The organism is Desulfuromonas sp. DDH964, assembly GCF_001611275.1.
Taxonomy (GTDB): Bacteria; Desulfobacterota; Desulfuromonadia; order Desulfuromonadales; family DDH964; genus DDH964.
The window spans coordinates 2994993-3011999 of record NZ_CP015080.1; the positions used below are offsets into that span (position 1 = coordinate 2994993).

At 58.1% G+C, this 17007-nt stretch carries 15 protein-coding genes; all 15 read right to left on the reverse strand.

What is annotated here, in order from left to right:
- Window positions 1-22 precede the first annotated feature (22 nt).
- Window positions 23-1525, reverse strand: coding sequence for a tetratricopeptide repeat protein (locus DBW_RS13780; protein WP_066728096.1), 1503 nt, complete (start codon window positions 1523-1525; stop codon window positions 23-25).
- Window positions 1522-3279: a hypothetical protein gene (locus DBW_RS13785; RefSeq protein ID WP_157471901.1), complete on the reverse strand. Its 1758-nt coding sequence runs from the start codon at window positions 3277-3279 to the stop codon at window positions 1522-1524. The genes DBW_RS13780 and DBW_RS13785 overlap by 4 nt, the downstream gene beginning before the upstream one ends.
- A gap of 8 nt (window positions 3280-3287) precedes the next feature.
- A complete protein-coding gene (locus DBW_RS13790) occupies window positions 3288-4328 on the reverse strand; it encodes a glycosyltransferase family 2 protein (RefSeq protein WP_066728099.1) in 1041 nt (346 codons plus the stop codon).
- Between the two features lie 32 nt (window positions 4329-4360).
- Window positions 4361-5158, reverse strand: coding sequence for a glycosyltransferase family 2 protein (locus DBW_RS13795; protein ID WP_066728100.1), 798 nt, complete (start codon window positions 5156-5158; stop codon window positions 4361-4363).
- Window positions 5159-5161: 3 nt separating this feature from the next.
- Window positions 5162-6379: a glycosyltransferase family 4 protein gene (locus tag DBW_RS13800; RefSeq protein ID WP_066728101.1), complete on the reverse strand. Its 1218-nt coding sequence runs from the start codon at window positions 6377-6379 to the stop codon at window positions 5162-5164.
- Between the two features lie 5 nt (window positions 6380-6384).
- A complete protein-coding gene (locus tag DBW_RS13805; protein WP_066728102.1) occupies window positions 6385-7542 on the reverse strand; it encodes a glycosyltransferase in 1158 nt (385 codons plus the stop codon).
- Window positions 7539-8591, reverse strand: a complete 1053-nt coding sequence (locus DBW_RS13810) for an ATP-grasp domain-containing protein (protein ID WP_066728103.1) — start codon at window positions 8589-8591, stop codon at window positions 7539-7541. The genes DBW_RS13805 and DBW_RS13810 overlap by 4 nt, the downstream gene beginning before the upstream one ends.
- Window positions 8592-8594: 3 nt before the next feature.
- Window positions 8595-9971, reverse strand: a complete 1377-nt coding sequence (locus DBW_RS13815; protein ID WP_066728105.1) for a DUF362 domain-containing protein — start codon at window positions 9969-9971, stop codon at window positions 8595-8597.
- 46 nt (window positions 9972-10017) lie between these two features.
- Window positions 10018-10887, reverse strand: coding sequence for an integrase core domain-containing protein (locus tag DBW_RS13820; protein WP_066726432.1), 870 nt, complete (start codon window positions 10885-10887; stop codon window positions 10018-10020).
- Window positions 10884-11225 (reverse strand): hypothetical protein, encoded by a 342-nt coding sequence (locus tag DBW_RS13825; RefSeq protein ID WP_066726434.1) that lies wholly within the window; start codon window positions 11223-11225, stop codon window positions 10884-10886. The genes DBW_RS13820 and DBW_RS13825 overlap by 4 nt, the downstream gene beginning before the upstream one ends.
- Window positions 11226-11396: 171 nt before the next feature.
- The gene (locus DBW_RS13830) at window positions 11397-12206 is read right to left on the reverse strand and encodes a class I SAM-dependent methyltransferase (protein ID WP_157471902.1); all 810 of its coding nucleotides are present in this window, start codon (window positions 12204-12206) and stop codon (window positions 11397-11399) included.
- 17 nt (window positions 12207-12223) lie between these two features.
- Complete coding sequence (locus tag DBW_RS13835) at window positions 12224-13558, reverse strand: flippase (protein WP_066728109.1); 1335 nt, start codon at window positions 13556-13558, stop codon at window positions 12224-12226.
- Window positions 13555-14208 (reverse strand): winged helix-turn-helix transcriptional regulator, encoded by a 654-nt coding sequence (locus DBW_RS13840; protein WP_066728110.1) that lies wholly within the window; start codon window positions 14206-14208, stop codon window positions 13555-13557. The genes DBW_RS13835 and DBW_RS13840 overlap by 4 nt, the downstream gene beginning before the upstream one ends.
- Window positions 14209-14250: 42 nt before the next feature.
- Entirely contained in the window at window positions 14251-15453 is a 1203-nt protein-coding gene (locus DBW_RS13845; protein WP_231875339.1) for a glycosyltransferase family 4 protein, read from the reverse strand.
- A gap of 36 nt (window positions 15454-15489) precedes the next feature.
- Window positions 15490-17004: an ArnT family glycosyltransferase gene (locus tag DBW_RS13850; protein ID WP_066728111.1), complete on the reverse strand. Its 1515-nt coding sequence runs from the start codon at window positions 17002-17004 to the stop codon at window positions 15490-15492.
- Window positions 17005-17007 lie beyond the last annotated feature (3 nt).

The following is a 17007-nucleotide window of genomic DNA, read 5'->3' on the forward strand; positions in this document are numbered from 1 at the left end:
GAATGAACACTCTAAGGGGAACCTAATTTAGTCTGACGCCATACTGCAAGGCCAGTCGCCGGCGCAGGGTGGCCGCTTCGTTACGATAGAGGGGCGAGTCGAGCCGAAGGAATTGTTGATAATGGGCAAGGGCGCCATCCAGTTCACCCTGCTGTTCGAAAATAATTCCGAGGTTGAAATGAGCCGGGCCGTTTGTCGGATTCAGGGCGACCGATTCCGTATAGAAGCGGCGTGCCGCGATCAGGTCCCCCTTGAGCAGATTGACGTTACCGAGATTATTCAGAGTAAAGGTCGAATTGGGGTTGACGTGGTAGGCGTTGGTCCAGAGCGCCTCGGGGTTCTTCCAGACTGCGGTCTGTTGCCAGCTGAGAATTCCGAACACCATCAGGACAATTGCCGTGCCAGTCCAGCGCCACCAGCGATCTGGAAGTCGCCCCGCAAGGTGGCCAGCCACCAGGGCCAGTCCCGCCATTGGTGTGTACCAGTAGCGATCTGCCGCCAGATAGACCAGCGGCCAGAGGTTGGAAACCGGCACCCAGAAGAAGCAGGCCCAGGAGAGCCCGAAAAATACCGACCGGCAATGCCGCCAACTCCAGAAAAAAACACCCACCAGCACGAACAGGCCAAGACAGCCACCGAGCAGAAAGGGATCCGTCATCCCCCCTGGTACAGCAATGGTATATTCCAGTGCCAACTGTTGTGGCCAGAAGAGCTTGAGCGCCATGAACGCCCAGGATTTGATCATGACCAGCGGGTAAAGAAAGAGAGCGGCTGGTCCGAAATAGTTCGATTTGGCGACGAGCAGGCCGCGCCAGGCCTGAGTATATTCGGCGAGCCCACCGAAGAAAAAAAACCATGCGCCGACACCCGCCCCAGCCAGCGCCAGCAGAGTCAACCACGGCCACCAGCGCCGCAATAACAGCCGCTGCGCCGGGGGCAAAAACACGGCTTCATAAGCCAGGAAGAGAAGCGGCAGCACTACTGCGGTCTGTTTAGCCGCCAAACCCAACCCCCAGGCAACGGCGGCGACAAGCAACCAGCGCCACTGGCGGCCATGAAAATATCGCAGATAGGCCAGAATTCCCACCAGGCAACAGGCGGTGGCCAGAGCATCCTTGCGATGGGAAAGGTTGGCCACCACCTCCACCTGCAGGGGATGGAGCAGGAATAGAAGCGCCGCGCACCAACGACCAAACCGGTTCAGTTGCAGGGCCGTCGCCAGGCGAAAGACGAGCCAGCCATTGAGCCCGTGCCAGAAGATCTGCTGCAGGTGCCAGCCGGCCGGCTGGTAGCCGAAGAGGGCATAGTCGAGCAGATAGGTAATCTCGCGCAGCGGCCGCCCAGGGTAGCTGTTCTTCAGAAAGGCGCCAATCGACCGGATATCGGGGTTATCGACAATGACCGGGAAATCGTCGTAGGTCCAGGTGGCGCCGAAGGTCCGCGTATAGACCAGGGCCGCCAGCCCCAGTAGGACCATCAGCGGGAAGAGGCTTTGACCCGCCAGAATCTTACGATCGACCTTCATCGCCCGGCCTCCTCCCCACCAGGGTAGAGCCGTTGCAGCAACGCGATGCGGCTCTGCGCTTCCAGGTTGGTCGGAACGATCCCCAAAAAATGCCGATAGGCGTCAAGGGCACGGCGGCCATCGCCCAGATTGAAGGCCGCCCACCCCAGCGCCAGCCAGGTCCGGGGCCGCTCATATCCCTCCTCCTGCAATCGCCCTGCCTCTTCCAGCATAGTCTGGTAAGCCTGCCGCGAGGGGATGGCAAAGCGCGACCGGAGTTCCCGACTGGCCGCGTCATTGCGGACAAAAACCACCGCCACCCCGTCCTGGAAAACCAGGGACCAGTCGCGGTCCTGGACCAGGCCATCGATCAGGGGGAGCGGCCCTCCGCTATCATAAAAACAGGTCCGCGTCACAATGGTGTTGATCCCATACTCGTCGAGGAGGGCGCGCCATCCCTCCCAGCCATTGTCGAGGATATCGGAGGCGGCGAAATGGCGCGGGCTGGTCGAGCGGCCATCGATGAAGACCAGGTAGTCGGGGTAAAGCCGCCACATCAGGTAACCGCCCCAGTCATAGGCGTTGTAGAGGTTGGCGGCGGGACGGTTAGTGGCCACGAAATCTGCCGCCGCTACCGGGTACTGGTCAGCGCGCACCCCCAGCCCCAAACGTCCTGCTCCAGCGGCGCCCCAGACCAGCGCGGCCAAAAGCATCAGGCCCGGCAACCAGTGCCAGGGGACCGGTCGGGCCAGCCAGGTCCGGGTTCGTTCCCTACCGGTCAGCAGCTCCTGGATCGCTAAGGGCAGGAAAAATCCGGCCAGCAGCGCCACCAGGGTGGTATGCCGGATCTGGCTGAAGCCCATGTAGGAGAAACCAGCGAAGTAAACCAGTTCGGCGACCTCCAGCTGCCGTCGCCACAACCGCGAGAGAAGGGTGGCGCCCCAGAGTGCCATAATCAGGTAGAACCAGGGGACCTGGGCAAACGTCGGCGGCAGCCACTCCATGTTCCCCGCCATGCCGACCGGCGCGTTCCCGGTCAGGACCTGGAGCTGGTTGAAATGGGCCAGCAGTTCGCCGAGGGGAATCCGGTAGCCATAAGGATTGACGAAAGCAGCGGCAAATGTCAGCACGCCACAAACACTCAACTGACCTAAAGTGCGCCAGCTGCTGGACCCGCGCCAAGCTCGCCAGCACTCGCCGACCCAGAAGGCGCCAATCAAGGCGAAACCGAAGATACAGGCGGCATGCAGGTTGGCCCAGAGGAGCATCAGCGGCGGCAGCCAGAGCCAGGAACGCCACCCTCGCTCCCGCCCCCGATAGAGGAAAACCAGGATGAGGATGCTGAGCAGGAAGGTCCAGAGCTGGGGCCGAACCAGCCAGGAATCGCTGGAACCGATCAGGCAAAGCGTCAACACCGGCAGCACCACCAGCGGATTCCCACCACGCTGCTGCGCCCAGCGTAGCAGCAATCCCCCGCAGAGCGCGATCAGCACCGGCTTCAACAGGGAGAGGAGGAAGTATCCGCCGGTGGAATAGAGGCCGTAGAGAATCAGGTCATGCAGCCAGCAGTGCTCCATGCGATAGGCGTCAGCGGCCAGGCTGAAGGTATCGCGATAGAGAAACGCGCCGGTCTGCCAGATATACTTCCCCGCCTGCAGTTGCCAGAAGGTGTCAAACGCTTCGATAGGGCGCATGGCGAGCAGGAAGAGTCCTGTGACCCACAGCAACGACCAACGCCAGACCGTCTTCTCCTGAATCGGAGCATTTTCTGTCATGACCCTATTCATCCAGCGACAACCCTGTCCAGATCAACGCCAAACCGTTTGAACCACTCGGCGATATCCTTGCGGCCGACCACCTTTTTGGCTTGCACCTGAGCCCTTTTGCGCAGGACTCCTGGCAACATCCGCAACACCTGGAACCAGCCACGCACGACGATCCAATAGAGGCTCTGGTTATCGTTGCGGGCCGACTTCGCCAGTTGACCGGCCGCCCCCTCTCCTTTCCGGCTTCCAAGCAGAGATCGCCAGTACAGTCCAGGCATCAGCAGAAAAGCATGCAGCATTGGCATTGCCGGGAGATTTTTGAGGATATTCAGGTACTGGTTGCGGTGGATGTAAAAGGCCTTCAATGGCGAGTAGTTCTTTCCGGTAGCACTGTGGACGTGCCAGACCCTCGCCGCCGGGGCGTAATAGCTGACGAAACCGGCCAGCCGCAATCGCAAGGCGAGATCGACGTCCTCATAGTAGGCGAAATAATCCGCGTCGAAGAACTCTGTCCCGGCCTTCCCCTTCAAGGCAACCGTTTCGAGGGCTTTACGGGTATACAGCGCGGCGCTGGCGGAGCTGCCGAAAATTTCCTCCTCACGCTGGTACTGCCCCCGATCTGGCTCTTTGAGTCCGCGATTGACCGCGCTGAGGTTTGGGGCAATCAAGATCCCGGTACTGTCGATCAACTCCGGGGTGAAAAAGTTGTTCACCTTGGGTTGGATTGAGCCGGCTTCGGGATGGCGATTTGCGCAAGCGACCAATTCGGCCAGATAGTCGGGCTCGGGCTGGGTATCGTTATTCAATGTAACGATGAATTGGATTCCCGGTTCCAGGAGGGCCCGCTGGATCCCCAGATTATTCGGTCCGGCAAAACCGCCGTTCCACTCCAGGGGGATGATCTGTACCTCCGGAAAGTGCATGCGAACAAAGTCGATGGTGCCATCGGTCGAGCCATTGTCGACCAGAATGACGGAAAAGTTCTGAAAAATCTGGGCACCCAGTGCTGACAGACACTGCTCCAGATAATGACGGCCGTTCCAGCTGACGATGACCACAGCCACTTCCGACCCACATGCGGAGACGGGAATCATTTGCGAACCCATAAGTTTGCCGCAAGTCGGGTCAGGTTCATGGCTTTGAGCCAGCGATAAATCGACGAATCCATGATTTTGTGATAAAGGCGAAGAACCGGCAGGGCCTGAGCATGATACAGTTTCCAGTGGTTGTATATCAGCTGATGATGCATTGCGATGCGCACCTCCCGGTCCATTGCCTTGATCATCGACGCCTCCTTGACGCGATAAAAAAACAGCGTCTGCTGAAGCTTCACCACTTCCCGCCCCAGTTCCAGAACCGACAACCAGAAGTCCCAATCCTCCCAGCCAGACTTCATGTTCGTCCGGTACCCCCCCACCTGTTCCCAGTCAGCGCGACGGAAAACCGCCGAACAGAAAATCAGATTGGAAAAGAGCATTTTGCGCAACGAGAACTCTGGCAGCCGCCATCTCCCGGCCTGCGCACCGAACTTCTCGGCCTCGCAGTAGACGATCCCGACCTTTGGGTCGGCATCAAGAATCCGGACCGCCTCGTGCAGATAATCCGGACCGATCCGGTCATCGGCATCCAAAGGGAGGATGAATTCCCCTTTCGCCGCCCGGATCCCATTATTACGCGCTGCGGCCAGCCCCTGGTTATTGGTAAGCAAAACTCGGCATTGAGGCCGCCGGTAGTCGGAAAGGAGGTCGTTGCTTGCAACGTCCGTTGAGCCGTCGTTGACAATGATGATCTCGAAATCAGAGTAGGTCTGTGCCAGCACAGAATTGACGGCCTCATCAAGATAGCCCCCCTGATTGAAGCAGGGGATAATGACGCTAACTTTGGGCATCGGTCAGCCCTCTCCCAATAGCAGGCGCCGGTAGGCTGAACGGAACGCTTCGAAGGCGAAGTGATCGCGTGCATAACGATGGGCCGACTCGGATAAACGGGCGAATTCCTCGCGGTCATGCTCAAGTTCGGTGATCACCTCGACAAAGTCAGCCACAATCATCTCCTCATCTCGGTCTTCTACCAGAAGACCGGTCCAACCAGGGTGCACATGTTCAGGAATCCCGCCCACGGCGGTACAAACCGGCACCACGCCGTTGGCCATTGCCTCCATCACCACCAGCGGGAACCCTTCTCGGCTTGAGGTAATCAGCAGAACATGCGCCTGGGAATAAATGCTCGCCATTTCCTCGCTCGCCGTCACCACGCCGTGGAGCTCACAACACCCCCAGTCCCTATCCGCATCACGTCGAAAATCACCCACCAGCACAAACCGGACCGAAAGTCCCCGATCCCGGCTACGGCGGGCGATCTGCCCGACCAGGTGGACACGCTTTTCGGGCGCATCCCGCCCGACAAACAACACCAACAGCTCCCCCGAGAGAGTCTTAGACGGGCTGGTTCTGGGAACCTGGACGGCATTGCCGATGATTTCGATCCTCTCAACCAGGGCCGGATTGATGCTGAACTGCCGATACTGGGCCGTCAGGTCATCAAGCACCCTGCGGTTGATGACCACCCGCTTATCGAGACGCGTAGCGGCCGAGAGCATGAAATCCTCCGCCCCACCGCCAAAGGCATGGGTTAAATCGATGCAGCGTACATGGGGTTTGAGATAGGGGATCAGCAGCGCGAAAAACAGGCTGTTGGAGCCAAAAACCACCGGCTGGCGGTAACGATTGATGAACCCCGCCGTCATCCCCACACTCATGGGATAAAGATACCTGAAAAACGCCCAGAGGTTCCACAACCTTGCCCCCTGCTCGAATGCCGGCCAAAGAGCCCTGTTGAGGGATTTCTTGGTAAAACACACCCAGGGTTTCCGCTCGGCAACACACCCAACGATTTCTGAGTGAACCTTCTCAGCTCCGCCAATATGAAAGAACGGAAAAAAGAAGAAGAGCCCAGATTTGTTGGAAAATGGGAATAGCCATCCCAAGAGTTGACACAGGGTGACAACCAGCCGCAGCACAGCTGTTCGATTCAGGTTGACGACAGTCCGGTCATCTCGATTACCGAACAGGAGCTGCCGCGTCAGTTTGAAAAAACCATAATCGAACATGATTCCTACCCGGAAAGCCCGCGCCGAATCACCTGGACAGTCTTATCGACCATGGCAACCGAGGAAAATTCCTTTGCTGCCCTTGCCTCCTGGGCCATTGCAAGCATCTCGGCGCGCGTCCGGTCCACCAACAGATCAAGGATGGCCGATGCCATGGCCCGTGGTTCTCCCACCGACACCAGAAACTCCTCCCCTTCCGGACCGACCGCTTCTCGGTTTCCGGGGATGGCGGTCGCTACAACGGGAAGCCCGCTTGCCATCGCTTCGAGGATCGCGTTAGGACAGCCTTCGCTGAGCGAAGAGTGCACATAAAGATCGGACGCCATCAGTAAACCCGCCACATCCTCGACCGAACCGAGGAAACGGACTGCATCATGGAGTCCAAGATCCTTGACCAAAGTAACTGCTGCGCCGTATGTGTCCCCCTCCATTCCCGCCAGCAGGAGTAGGGGCGGAACCTCAATCCTGCTTCGGCACTCATCCATGACTATTCGCCATGTCCGGATAAGGGTCGCATGGTCCTTGTAAGGGGTAAAGTTCGCCACCATGCAGACCAGGGGGGCCTCGGCAGTCACCCCGAGCCGTTCCCGCCACCCTCCCCGTCCAAGCCGCGGGGGCGGCAGTTCGACCCCATTGTGAACCAGGGTCATTTTTGCTGGGTCAATCAGATACTTGTTCAGCAGAAAATCTCCCCCGCCCTGCGAGTTGGCAATGAACAAAGGGGTTTTCTCGACCGCACGCGCATTGAGAAAATCGCCGGTAAGCAGCAGCCCTTCGTCTCGCTGGTTCCAGACACACGTTTTGGCGCCAATGCGGCGCCAAGTCAGGCCGCAAACCAGATTCGGTAACCGATAGAACGGCAGCAGCACATGGGGAGACTCGGCCCTGGCCCACCGGACAAAACGACTCAACTCCCACAGGTTGTAAAGCAAAAGCCGCGACCACTTGAACTGCATACTGCGCCAGGGGATTCCCGCCGCCTCGCACATGGAGACCAGGCGCCCCGGCCCATTCGACAGCGACCAGATGCTGACTTCGGCCCCGTATCGCTCTTTCAGGGCACGGGCCAGCAGAAACCCCAGCCGTTCCGATCCGCCCAGATCGAGGCACCCAAAGACGATGGCAATTTTCAGGCCATGCAGGTCATCCCTTTGCAGCATCATCGCGGCCTGTCAAGACGGTTGATCTCTTCGATGAAATCGATGACCTGGGCCTCCTCCGGCCACATCTGTCCTTCATGCCAGTTGAGGGCGGCATCCCAGTGGCCAGGGCATTGATAGACTGCTTCATCCACGAATGCGTAGCTGATTTCACAGATCACCGGTTGTCCTTCTTTGTAGAGGAAATCGTAGGACATCGTCTGAAAATGCCCTTTGCGGGAGGTTTCAAAGGCGATTTCCAGACAACGACTGTCGATCCTAGCGGGGTCCCAGTCAATTTTCCCGCTCCCAGAGGCACGGAAGTCTCCTGCCCGGTTCATGCGCCGAAAGGCAAACGCCCGGTTCCCGATGACTGAAACCCTGGTATCGAAACTGTTGCCCGGCAGGAACTCCTGAAAATAGCTGTAGGAAAATTCTGGCTTCCACCACGGCGCAGGCAATGGCGGGTATTTGCCTGCGACCAGATAGGCGAGAGCAGACATTGGCCGGGTTAAACAGCCTTTGAGTTCCCTCACTTTTCGCGGGATGATACGGCTGCGGAATTCGTTCATCGTTCCGGGGAAAACCCCCTGCTTGAACATTTTCCGACACAACCGGAGCGCTTCACTTGCATTGTCCAATTTCAACACATTGGACGCTCCCGCTCCCACCGTCAGCTTAAAAACCAATGGGTAGGCGGCCTGACGGGCCCAATCCGACGCCGCCGCGAAGTCCCAGAACACCCAACTCTCCGGGACCGGGGCCTCCAGGGTTTTGAGCAGGTGGAATTGGAATATTTTCTCGTCGAAGTGCCACGCGGTGTCGGTATTCGGGAAAACCGGCTTCTTCAACTGGGTTTCCAGCAGATAAAGGATGTTCTTGGCAGACTGCTTGTGTTCCTGGATGTGGAACCACCGCCACATAATTCCGTCACATCCCCTTGCCTGTTCCAGAAAATCGGGGGCCAACAGGTCGAGGAACTTCACCTCCACGCCACGCACCCTGAAAAACTCTGCCCACCGGTCAGAATAACTCGTTCCCCACATATTGTCGGGATGTATGCCGATGCGCATGCGCTACCCTCGCCACTCGATGTGACCCTGCCATCCGGAGGCGGGGACAAATTCTCGACCGAATTTATCTCTGAGTTCGTCTATGGCCAGACTTCGCCCATTGCAGATGATTTGGCAGTCCCCAGGCGCCAGAGTGGTGAGCCGATACGGGAATCCCTGAAAGGCCTCTCGGATCATTGGAATCTTGAGAGGATCAAAGCCCATTAGGGACGCGTGAACCCAATCGGCAAAAGCCGAGTTGCTGGAAAATGTGACTGCGCCAAGGGGTACGGGCATGGGGGCGAGCGGACCATTCCCCTCTCCCGCGATCACCGCATCGGTTAGGGAGAAAATGGTCCGTTGCTGCATGTCTGATATTGCGCCGTCTATTGTACCGTAGAGAAGTATCCGGTTCAGGTCCAGCGCCATCCGCCAGACGGTATCGTTACCGTGCCAGCCGCCTTCAATTTCAGGATTACCAAGTAAATTTTGGGCTTTAAGCAGGTATCTGGCACTTTTCAGCCATTTCTGACAGCCGGCCGTACCGATACGTCGATTGGCCTCGTCCAGGCAATACTCTGCCATCTTCTTTACCTGGGACGTCCCGGGGTAACAATCACCGCCCTCCTTGCTCCCCCCCAATCGGTGATGCGGCAGATACTCCTTGTTCCCATTCAGACCGACAAGATTTTTCAGGGCGGCGGTGATACCCCCTTTTTTATGGGTTTTGAGCTTGGGAAGGTTGATGATGACATCCGCCTCGAAAGGCTCTTTGGCGAGCAGGTATTGGTGACACCCGGGGCCATGTTTTTCGGCAAGTCGGTCGGGATCATAGCAGGTAATTCTGAATCGGCTCTCCGGATCTGACACTGGCTCTAGAAGACTCGCTTTTCCCAGATCGAAAAGGACATAGCGTTCCAGGCTGCGAACGTCCTGATCCTGACCGAGACTCAGGTCTCCGTCGCGAAGAATGGTCCGTCGCAAATCGAGAATGTCCACCGGGCAATCAGACTTGGCCACGATCATTTCACGCCACTCAGGGGGCACCAGAGTCTCGAAGTGACACTCCTGAATCGGCGCGTCACCTATGACCACTCGACCAGGCTTGGCCTTGAGCACCTCCCCCAACACGGCAAGGATGAAATTTGGATGGGTCACCAAGCAGTCCATGCCATGACCGCCATAGTTTTCATGCAATACCCAGTTGGGCTTGAGAAGGACAGTCGCCCCCTCATCAATGATCTCAGAAAAAGGAGCCTGGCGGTTGTTGTGGCCAACCCCCGCAGCGTATAGGGCGTCCCGAATCAGGCCCGACAATTCCTGAACATCCGGGTAGGCGGGAGACCCACTCATCCGAACAGAGACCCCAACTTTGTTTTCCGTATGATGTTCAGTCACCATCGTACCCTGACTGTAGCGGAACCGGTTCCTTGGACACAAGTTTAGATTATGCCGCCTGACGGATTTCGTCGGGCGACCGGAAGCCATTTTTCTCGACTCGCCATTCGCTGTTGTAGAGTTCGACGAAGGTTTTCACGGCCTCGCGAACATCATCGATGGTACGGAATATTCGGCCATAGATGGCTTGCTCTTTCAAGGTGCGGTTGAATCGTTCAGCAACTCCGTTGGTCTGTGGTTCGGCAACGAAGGCAAAGCTGGGGGTGATTCCCCAGAACTTGATCTGGTTCAGAAAATGGTCTGAGAGGTACTGGGTGCCGTGATCCATACGCAGAGACAACCCTCGGGCAATATCTTTCTCTACGCCCCCATAGATGTTGTCTAACGCCATGGAAAGTGGTTGAAGAGCAGCATAACGGTCGCCGGTCTTGCAAACATGCCAGCCGACACATTCGGCGTTCCAGTGCTCGACGGCGCTAAAGATCCAGACCCAGCCTTCGTCGAGAGTGAATACGCGGGTGCCATCGGTGCCCCACATTAGATTCGGAGCCATGGTGATGATTTTACCATCATGCGCCTTGGCTGCTTTGGGCCAACCCCGGTGAGGTGACAACAGATGATTCTCGCGCATCAACCGCAGAACCCGCTTGCGTGCGATGCGCACGCCGTCACAAATCCGCAGCCTGGCCCAGACCTTGCGGTGTCCTTCGCCGGTGAACGGGGACGTGGCCAGATCGTGACGGATCATGGCGAGAAGATCCTCATCACTGATTGACGGACGTGGGCCACGACGCTTGGGAGTTGATTGCGGAATCTGGCGCGAGGCATGGTAGAACGAGGAGCGAGCCTGCTCCCAAACATTGCAAACCCGCTGGACGCCGTAGGCCTTTTCAGCGCCTGGGGAGATCGTTTGGCTCATTTCGACGACCTCCGTTTGGCTAAAGGGCCGGGTTTTTTAACCCGTTCCCAAAGTAGTTCGTTTTCCATGGTCAATTCGCCGATCCGGCGCATGGCCTGGTTGAGTTCCGCTTGAGTCGGATCGTTCTGACGTTGTTTCAACGACTCATCGATTCCGGTCAGCGCTTTCTCTCGCCACTGCTCCAGGCGGTAGATTTCGATGCTCAACTCGCGGGACAGAGCATCAACCGATTCGCCCCGCAGCAAGCGCAGAACCACTTCACGCTTGCGGGCAGCGCTCCAACGTTGCCCTTCGGCCAAAGGCCCAGTGACTGTTTCGTTCTTGTTGTTTGTTGTCATTATTAATCTCCTTGGACATCGGGATTCTATCCCAAATCAGTGTCCAAGAAAACTGGTGCCGCTATACATCGTACCCTGACCCCAACAGTTGTGCGGCCAGCAGTTGCCGACCAGTTCAAGAAAACTATCCCGCCACGGATTTGCATCTTCATGCCTAACGATGCCGGCCTGCTAATCGCTGGTTCCCCGAGCACGGGGAGAAGGCTTGCTACCATAGACATACAAAAAGGGTGAAAGTAATGAGCAGCCTTTTTGATAAGCAGTTTTTGCCAAAAGTTTCTCTGTCATTTTCGACAGCGTCCTTACGACCGGGAGAATCAGCGCATCTAACCTGGGAAAGCGTTGGTCCAGCCCCCAAGCAACTATGCCGAACGAGAACAGTCCAGCATACCCGTGATCGGAAACGTCAAGCCCACAGTCCCGGTAGGCCTTGACAAGTTCTGACCTTCTGATGGTTCGGTGCTTGGACAACAGGGCTGGCTGATAGAGACCGGCCAAACATCCATGCACTGAATACAGATTTGGTACTTCAGTCAGAACGGTCCCACACGGCCCGGCAAATTGCGCGAGCCGTCCTAGGATATCCGTCAATGACGTGAAATGTTCAACCAGACCGAGAGAATAAACCAAGTCGAAAGTTCCGATATCGGCAGCAGCAAGTTCAAAGATATCGCCACAGATGATTTCACCTGTCACACCTTCCCTGACAAGGTTATCTTTGGCAAGTCGACATCCCTCCTCCGAATAATCGATACCGAAGACCTTTGCCCCGGTTTTTTGGCCCAGATAGGGCAGCCACACGGAATTGCCACACCCCACCTCAAGAATATTTCGCGGCCGGACTGCCTGGACCGCCTGCATCAGAAAAAACTCGATAGATTTTTCCGTATAGGTCGTAGGTTGCCAACCTCCCCTCTCACCGCAAACCGCATGCGCGTAAACCTGATCCCAATGCGACTTTCCCGTCAGATCACTTCTCACAATAGGTCACCCGTGAATTACCAGAATTTCGGACAAAGCAATGCGCGGGTCAGCATCTGAGTGGATTTTCGCAATGGCGCATACAACAATCCACCGCCGTGAGCTGCGACCCAGTAGGCAACGCAGGAGGCAATCACCGCCCCCATGCCTCCATAGCGGGGGATCAACACCAGGTTCAGGAGAACATTGACCAACGCACCAGCCAGCACCATGCCGAATAAAACCCGAGACCAGTTCATGGCCAGAAGATAAGCATTCCGGGCCACGGCAAGATTGGCGAACAGTCCGGCCCAGATTAGCAGCGCCAGCATGGGGCCCGCCGCCGCATAGTCCTGACCGAACAGCCGGCTGACGACCACCCCCGAAACAAAGGTCACTGGTACGGCAACGGCATATCCCATAAACGCCAGTAGGTTATAAAGCCTCTGCAGCCGGTTGTAGAATTCGACTGCGTCGACTTCCCGTGCACGAACGATATTGGGAAACACAGACGATACGACGGCAGTCGGAATGAAATACCAGACCTCTGCCAAGCGAACTGCCGCAGAATAAACCCCGACCTCATGGTCGTCGATCATCTGCCCGAGCATGACCTGGTCGATCCGCATATATACCATGAACACCACCCCGGAAAGGAGGAGCGGCCAGCAATCCGAAAGCAACCTGCGAGCGTGCGCAAGGTTCACTCTCCAGGCCGATATCCGTTGTCCTTGGTAGCGATAGGCAACCAGCAGACCCGTAGCCGCCAGCAACAACTCGACGACACCGACAATGACGAAATCAATCAGGGGAGCCCGCACCATGACCAGCGCGATCTTGGCAACGGAACTTACGATAAAAGCAGAGCACTTGGCATACACAACATAGACGGAGCGAACTTTTGATTGGAACCACAAATCGATCGTGTCGAGCGCCTGAAATAGCAGCCCCGCCCCCATGATGGCCGCAAATACCTGTGCCAAACGGTCGTCGGGCCTGAATAACAATATCGCTCCAAGCATTGCCAGGTAGGCTATTGCCCCGGCGCTTAAACGCAGAAAAAATGTCACGCCCAGGATCTCTGCTGCATGCTCCGGGGCTTTTACGAGGTCCCTAACAACGATACCGTCAAGTCCCAACAGTGAAAGCGATGAAAATATTGCAACGAATGACCCTACGAAACTCAACAGCCCGAATTGAGTCGGGCCGAGATATCTGGCAACCCAGATGCCAACCACAAGCCCGAGGCCCATCCTGACCAGTTTGTCGGCAAACAACCATCCAGTATTGTCAATTGCTTTTCGCAACTCGTCACGCCCGAAGAGCCTTTCTCGAAAATGGCGCGGCAGGAATTGTAACCAGAAACTGCTCATTTGGCGAGCCCGCCTGAACCCTGGCCACCCTGCCTAAAACAATTCGCCTGGCCCTCGGCACCCAAGATATTTGCAGGACGAACCCCTAATGCAAGCAAGCTGTCGCGCAATAAAGGGCCTTTTTTGAGGGATGTCACCACAATTGGGAGTCCCCTATAGGTAAACACCGCCGCAAGGGGCTGGATAACGCGACCAAGAAACAATTCTCCAACCCGCTTGTCATCCATGGCCGACACCAGACTCAAGTTAGTCTCCTGTAACGACATGAATGCGATTTCCGCCACTTCGTCGATGCCGCAGAAAACTATTTCCCTAGCACCCTTCTGCTGCATCCGCCGAAAGAGTCCCAGGTAATCTTGCCGGGTGGTGGTATACAAACCGGTGAAGTAGCTCAGGTGCTGATAGGCTAGACGGCTTTTCTCGGTCAGCCCCTTGGGGGTAAGGAGGTAAGCATAGCGATTGCGTGGATAGGACTTAACACGAACAAAACCCTTGGCCACCAGGTTCTTGAGGTAAGAATTCACCAACCCCAGCGCGATCCCAAGCCGTCGTGACAGATCGCGTTGCGAAAGGTTCTCCGCCTTCTCGATTTCGGCAAGGAGCAAAAATGCCCGGTAATTCTCTTGTCCGTTTTCGCGCTCAGTGTTCATGAGGCGAACACTATCACGACAATTAAATGAAATTCAACAGTTTTATCGCTTACTGTTCATAATCTGAACATCACTGTCACCGACTCCAAGGAGCCTGTGGTAGACGTGTTCCAGCAGGGTCGCCCGGTTAGCCCAGGAGTGTTCGGCCAGCGCCTTCTGCCACGCCACTCTTCCCAAATTCCGGCCCCGCTCCGGATCGTCCAGAAGCGCTGCCAACCCATTGGTCAGCGCCTCGGCATCACCGAATTCGGCATAGAGCCCCGCATCCCCCAGAATCTCCCGGTTGATGCGGGTATCAAAAACCACGGCCGGCAACCCGCAAGCCATGTAGTTGAAGAGCTTGCCGTTGGCCTCGGTGCGGGAAAGCTTGGGAGAGATTGCGATCTGACCAAGGGAGAGGTAGCGAGCCGCCTGGTCGTAAGGGATCTTGCCGGTGAAGGTAACCAATCCGGCAATGCCCAATGTCGCCGCCCGTTCCCGGTAGGCCCTCTCCGGGTAGCCCATGAGAAGAAAGTGGCAGTCCTGGCGGCGGGCAGAGAGCGTCTTGATGACATCGAGGAGCAAATCGATCCCCTGGTATTCGTTCATGGCGCCGAGAAAGACGACAACTTGTTTGGCGGGCGGCAAGCCCAACTCCCGTTTCAGATCATGCTGGCCCGGGTGATGATGGAAGTCCCCGGCGTCGACGCCATCGACCACTGCCGTAATTCGTGCTTCCGGTACTGCGAAATCGGCTTTCAGCAGTTCGGCGGTCGGCGTCGCGCTGGTGACAATCGCATCGGCGCGGCGACAGATCCAGGCTTCGAGCAGATAAAAAACCCGGTAGAGGAGCGACCCCTTGCGGACGAAGCGATGATCGACCAGTTCGCCGGTCAGACTCCCCTGGCAATCGAAGACGATCGGCAACCGCAGTACGGGTTTGAGCAGGGCGGCAACAAAAGCGCCCTCATGGAGATGGGCATGCAGGAGATCAGGCCGGAAGCGCCGGGCCACCTGCCAGGCCTTGAAGAGCAAGAGGATGTCGAGGTACGGCTTGTGCCAGGAGGGGCCGGCGGAGAGCTTCCGGTACCAGGGGACGGCCGGAATCCGTTCGGTGGGGATGTCGTCCAGGTTGCGGCCCAGGTGATAGGTGACGATGCGCACCTCATGACCAAGGCGGCGCAGGACCCGTGCTTCCTCATAGATGCGAACATGGCAGCCACGATCCGAAAAGTAGGGGGTGGGGGCGAGCATGAGAATCCGCATAGTCGTACGTCCCGGGCAGAGCGCCGCAAAGCTGGATCAGGGGGAAACGGGTCGCCCCAGGCGTCGCAGGGCGCCGGGGTTGCTGACCAGCACCCAGGTCTCCCCTTGGGCGAAGACCGGCCGGAACCACTCCCGCACCAGCCGGTCGAGCTCCGGGTCGACGGCCCATGCCATCTTCCAGTTGGCATACAGCCAGACCCGCCCTGGCGCCTGATCGAGAACCTCCCGGAGCCGTTCCGGGCTGTCGATATTGTAGTCGGAGCGGACCCCTGCCGGGTAGGGGCTCCAGCGGTTGCTGACCGGGTCGAATTTTTGGCGCAGGAAGTAATTGACGGGACAACCGAGATAGAAGTCGGTGATCCCCGGGTCGACCGAGATCACCCGGTCCTGTGGTTGCAGACGGCTGGCCAGGTAATCATGGGCCGGCTTCTGGTCGACGAACTTGAAGTAGTAGCCGACGGCGGCAGAGACATCGTGTTTGTCGACCCCGACAAAGAAGACCACAGAAGCCAGCAGCAGCGCGCCGGTCGCCGCCAGCCTGCCGCGCCCGGGCAGGGCGTGCCGGAGGAGCAGAGAGCGGACCGCCTGCAGCCACCAGGCCGCGGCACTGGCGGCCAGAATCAGCCCGACGGGGAAGATGTGGGCCATGTAGCGCGGATTGTCGCCCGGGGCGAGCAGCGAGGTGCCGACAAGCCCCAGAACGAAAATGCCCCCGTAATACCACCAGCGGCGGCCCTCCATTACCAGTGGGGCGACGGCCAGCAGCAGCAGGGTCCAGCCGAGGGGGAGCAGGTCCCGGAACCAGCGGGCGAAGGCCCACTTGTCTTTGAGCCCGCCGAGCGCCAGGTTAAGGGCAAATGTGTTGCGATAGGTGCCGGCCGGCGTCCAGACATCGGCCAGCCAGGCGACCATCAGCACCACCAAGACGGCCAGCAGGAACCGCCAGCGGCGCACCAGTCCCCAGTCCCCGGCCAGCAGCCAGGCCCAGGCCACCGCCGGCAGGATGAAGAGCCCGGGCTTGTCGCAGAGGAGGGTGGCGACCACCGCCAGGCCGAGGGGCCAGGCCAACCCCTTCCGCTTCCCTTCCAGCCAGTAGCGAGCCGCCAGATAGATCGAAAGGAGGAAGAAGAGTTGCAGGGGCTGGTACCAACGGGTGAAGGCGGCCAGCAGGTTCTGGTAGGCGGAAAACCCGAGGAGCAACGCTGCCAGCCAGCCGGCGGTGCGCCCCTGGAGCTGGCGGCCGACGCCGTAACCGACCGGGAGCAGAAACAGGCTCAGAACCACGTTCGTTAACCGGGCGGTGACCGGCGAAACGTCGCCGAACAGGAGCGGCAGGGCCATCAGGTAGTGGGCCAACGGCGCCCGCCAGTAGAGCGATCCTCCGGTCAGGGGGAGGCCGGTCTCGACGATCGAGCGCATCACGCCGATGCTGCCGATCTCGTCCTCGTGAAAGGGGTAGGCGGGCAGCTGCCACAGGCGGGCGGCGAAGACGACCAGCATCAGGCCGAGCAGCAACAGTTTTTCCCCGTGGTGGGGCCACCAACTGGACATTTC

Bases quoted from the DNA above. Each gene is read 5' to 3' on its own strand.
- DBW_RS13780 (WP_066728096.1), bottom strand. From the start codon at position 1,525: ATGAAGGTCGATCGTAAGATTCTGGCGGGTCAAAGCCTCTTCCCGCTG.
- DBW_RS13785 (WP_157471901.1), bottom strand. From the start codon at position 3,279: ATGACAGAAAATGCTCCGATTCAGGAGAAGACGGTCTGGCGTTGGTCG.
- DBW_RS13795 (WP_066728100.1), bottom strand. From the start codon at position 5,158: ATGCCCAAAGTTAGCGTCATTATCCCCTGCTTCAATCAGGGGGGCTAT.
- DBW_RS13800 (WP_066728101.1), bottom strand. From the start codon at position 6,379: ATGTTCGATTATGGTTTTTTCAAACTGACGCGGCAGCTCCTGTTCGGT.
- DBW_RS13805 (WP_066728102.1), bottom strand. From the start codon at position 7,542: ATGATGCTGCAAAGGGATGACCTGCATGGCCTGAAAATTGCCATCGTC.
- DBW_RS13810 (WP_066728103.1), bottom strand. From the start codon at position 8,591: ATGCGCATCGGCATACATCCCGACAATATGTGGGGAACGAGTTATTCT.
- DBW_RS13815 (WP_066728105.1), bottom strand. From the start codon at position 9,971: ATGGTGACTGAACATCATACGGAAAACAAAGTTGGGGTCTCTGTTCGG.
- DBW_RS13820 (WP_066726432.1), bottom strand. From the start codon at position 10,887: ATGAGCCAAACGATCTCCCCAGGCGCTGAAAAGGCCTACGGCGTCCAG.
- DBW_RS13825 (WP_066726434.1), bottom strand. From the start codon at position 11,225: ATGACAACAAACAACAAGAACGAAACAGTCACTGGGCCTTTGGCCGAA.
- DBW_RS13835 (WP_066728109.1), bottom strand. From the start codon at position 13,558: ATGAGCAGTTTCTGGTTACAATTCCTGCCGCGCCATTTTCGAGAAAGG.
- DBW_RS13840 (WP_066728110.1), bottom strand. From the start codon at position 14,208: ATGAACACTGAGCGCGAAAACGGACAAGAGAATTACCGGGCATTTTTG.
- DBW_RS13845 (WP_231875339.1), bottom strand. From the start codon at position 15,453: ATGCGGATTCTCATGCTCGCCCCCACCCCCTACTTTTCGGATCGTGGC.
- DBW_RS13850 (WP_066728111.1), bottom strand. From the start codon at position 17,004: ATGTCCAGTTGGTGGCCCCACCACGGGGAAAAACTGTTGCTGCTCGGC.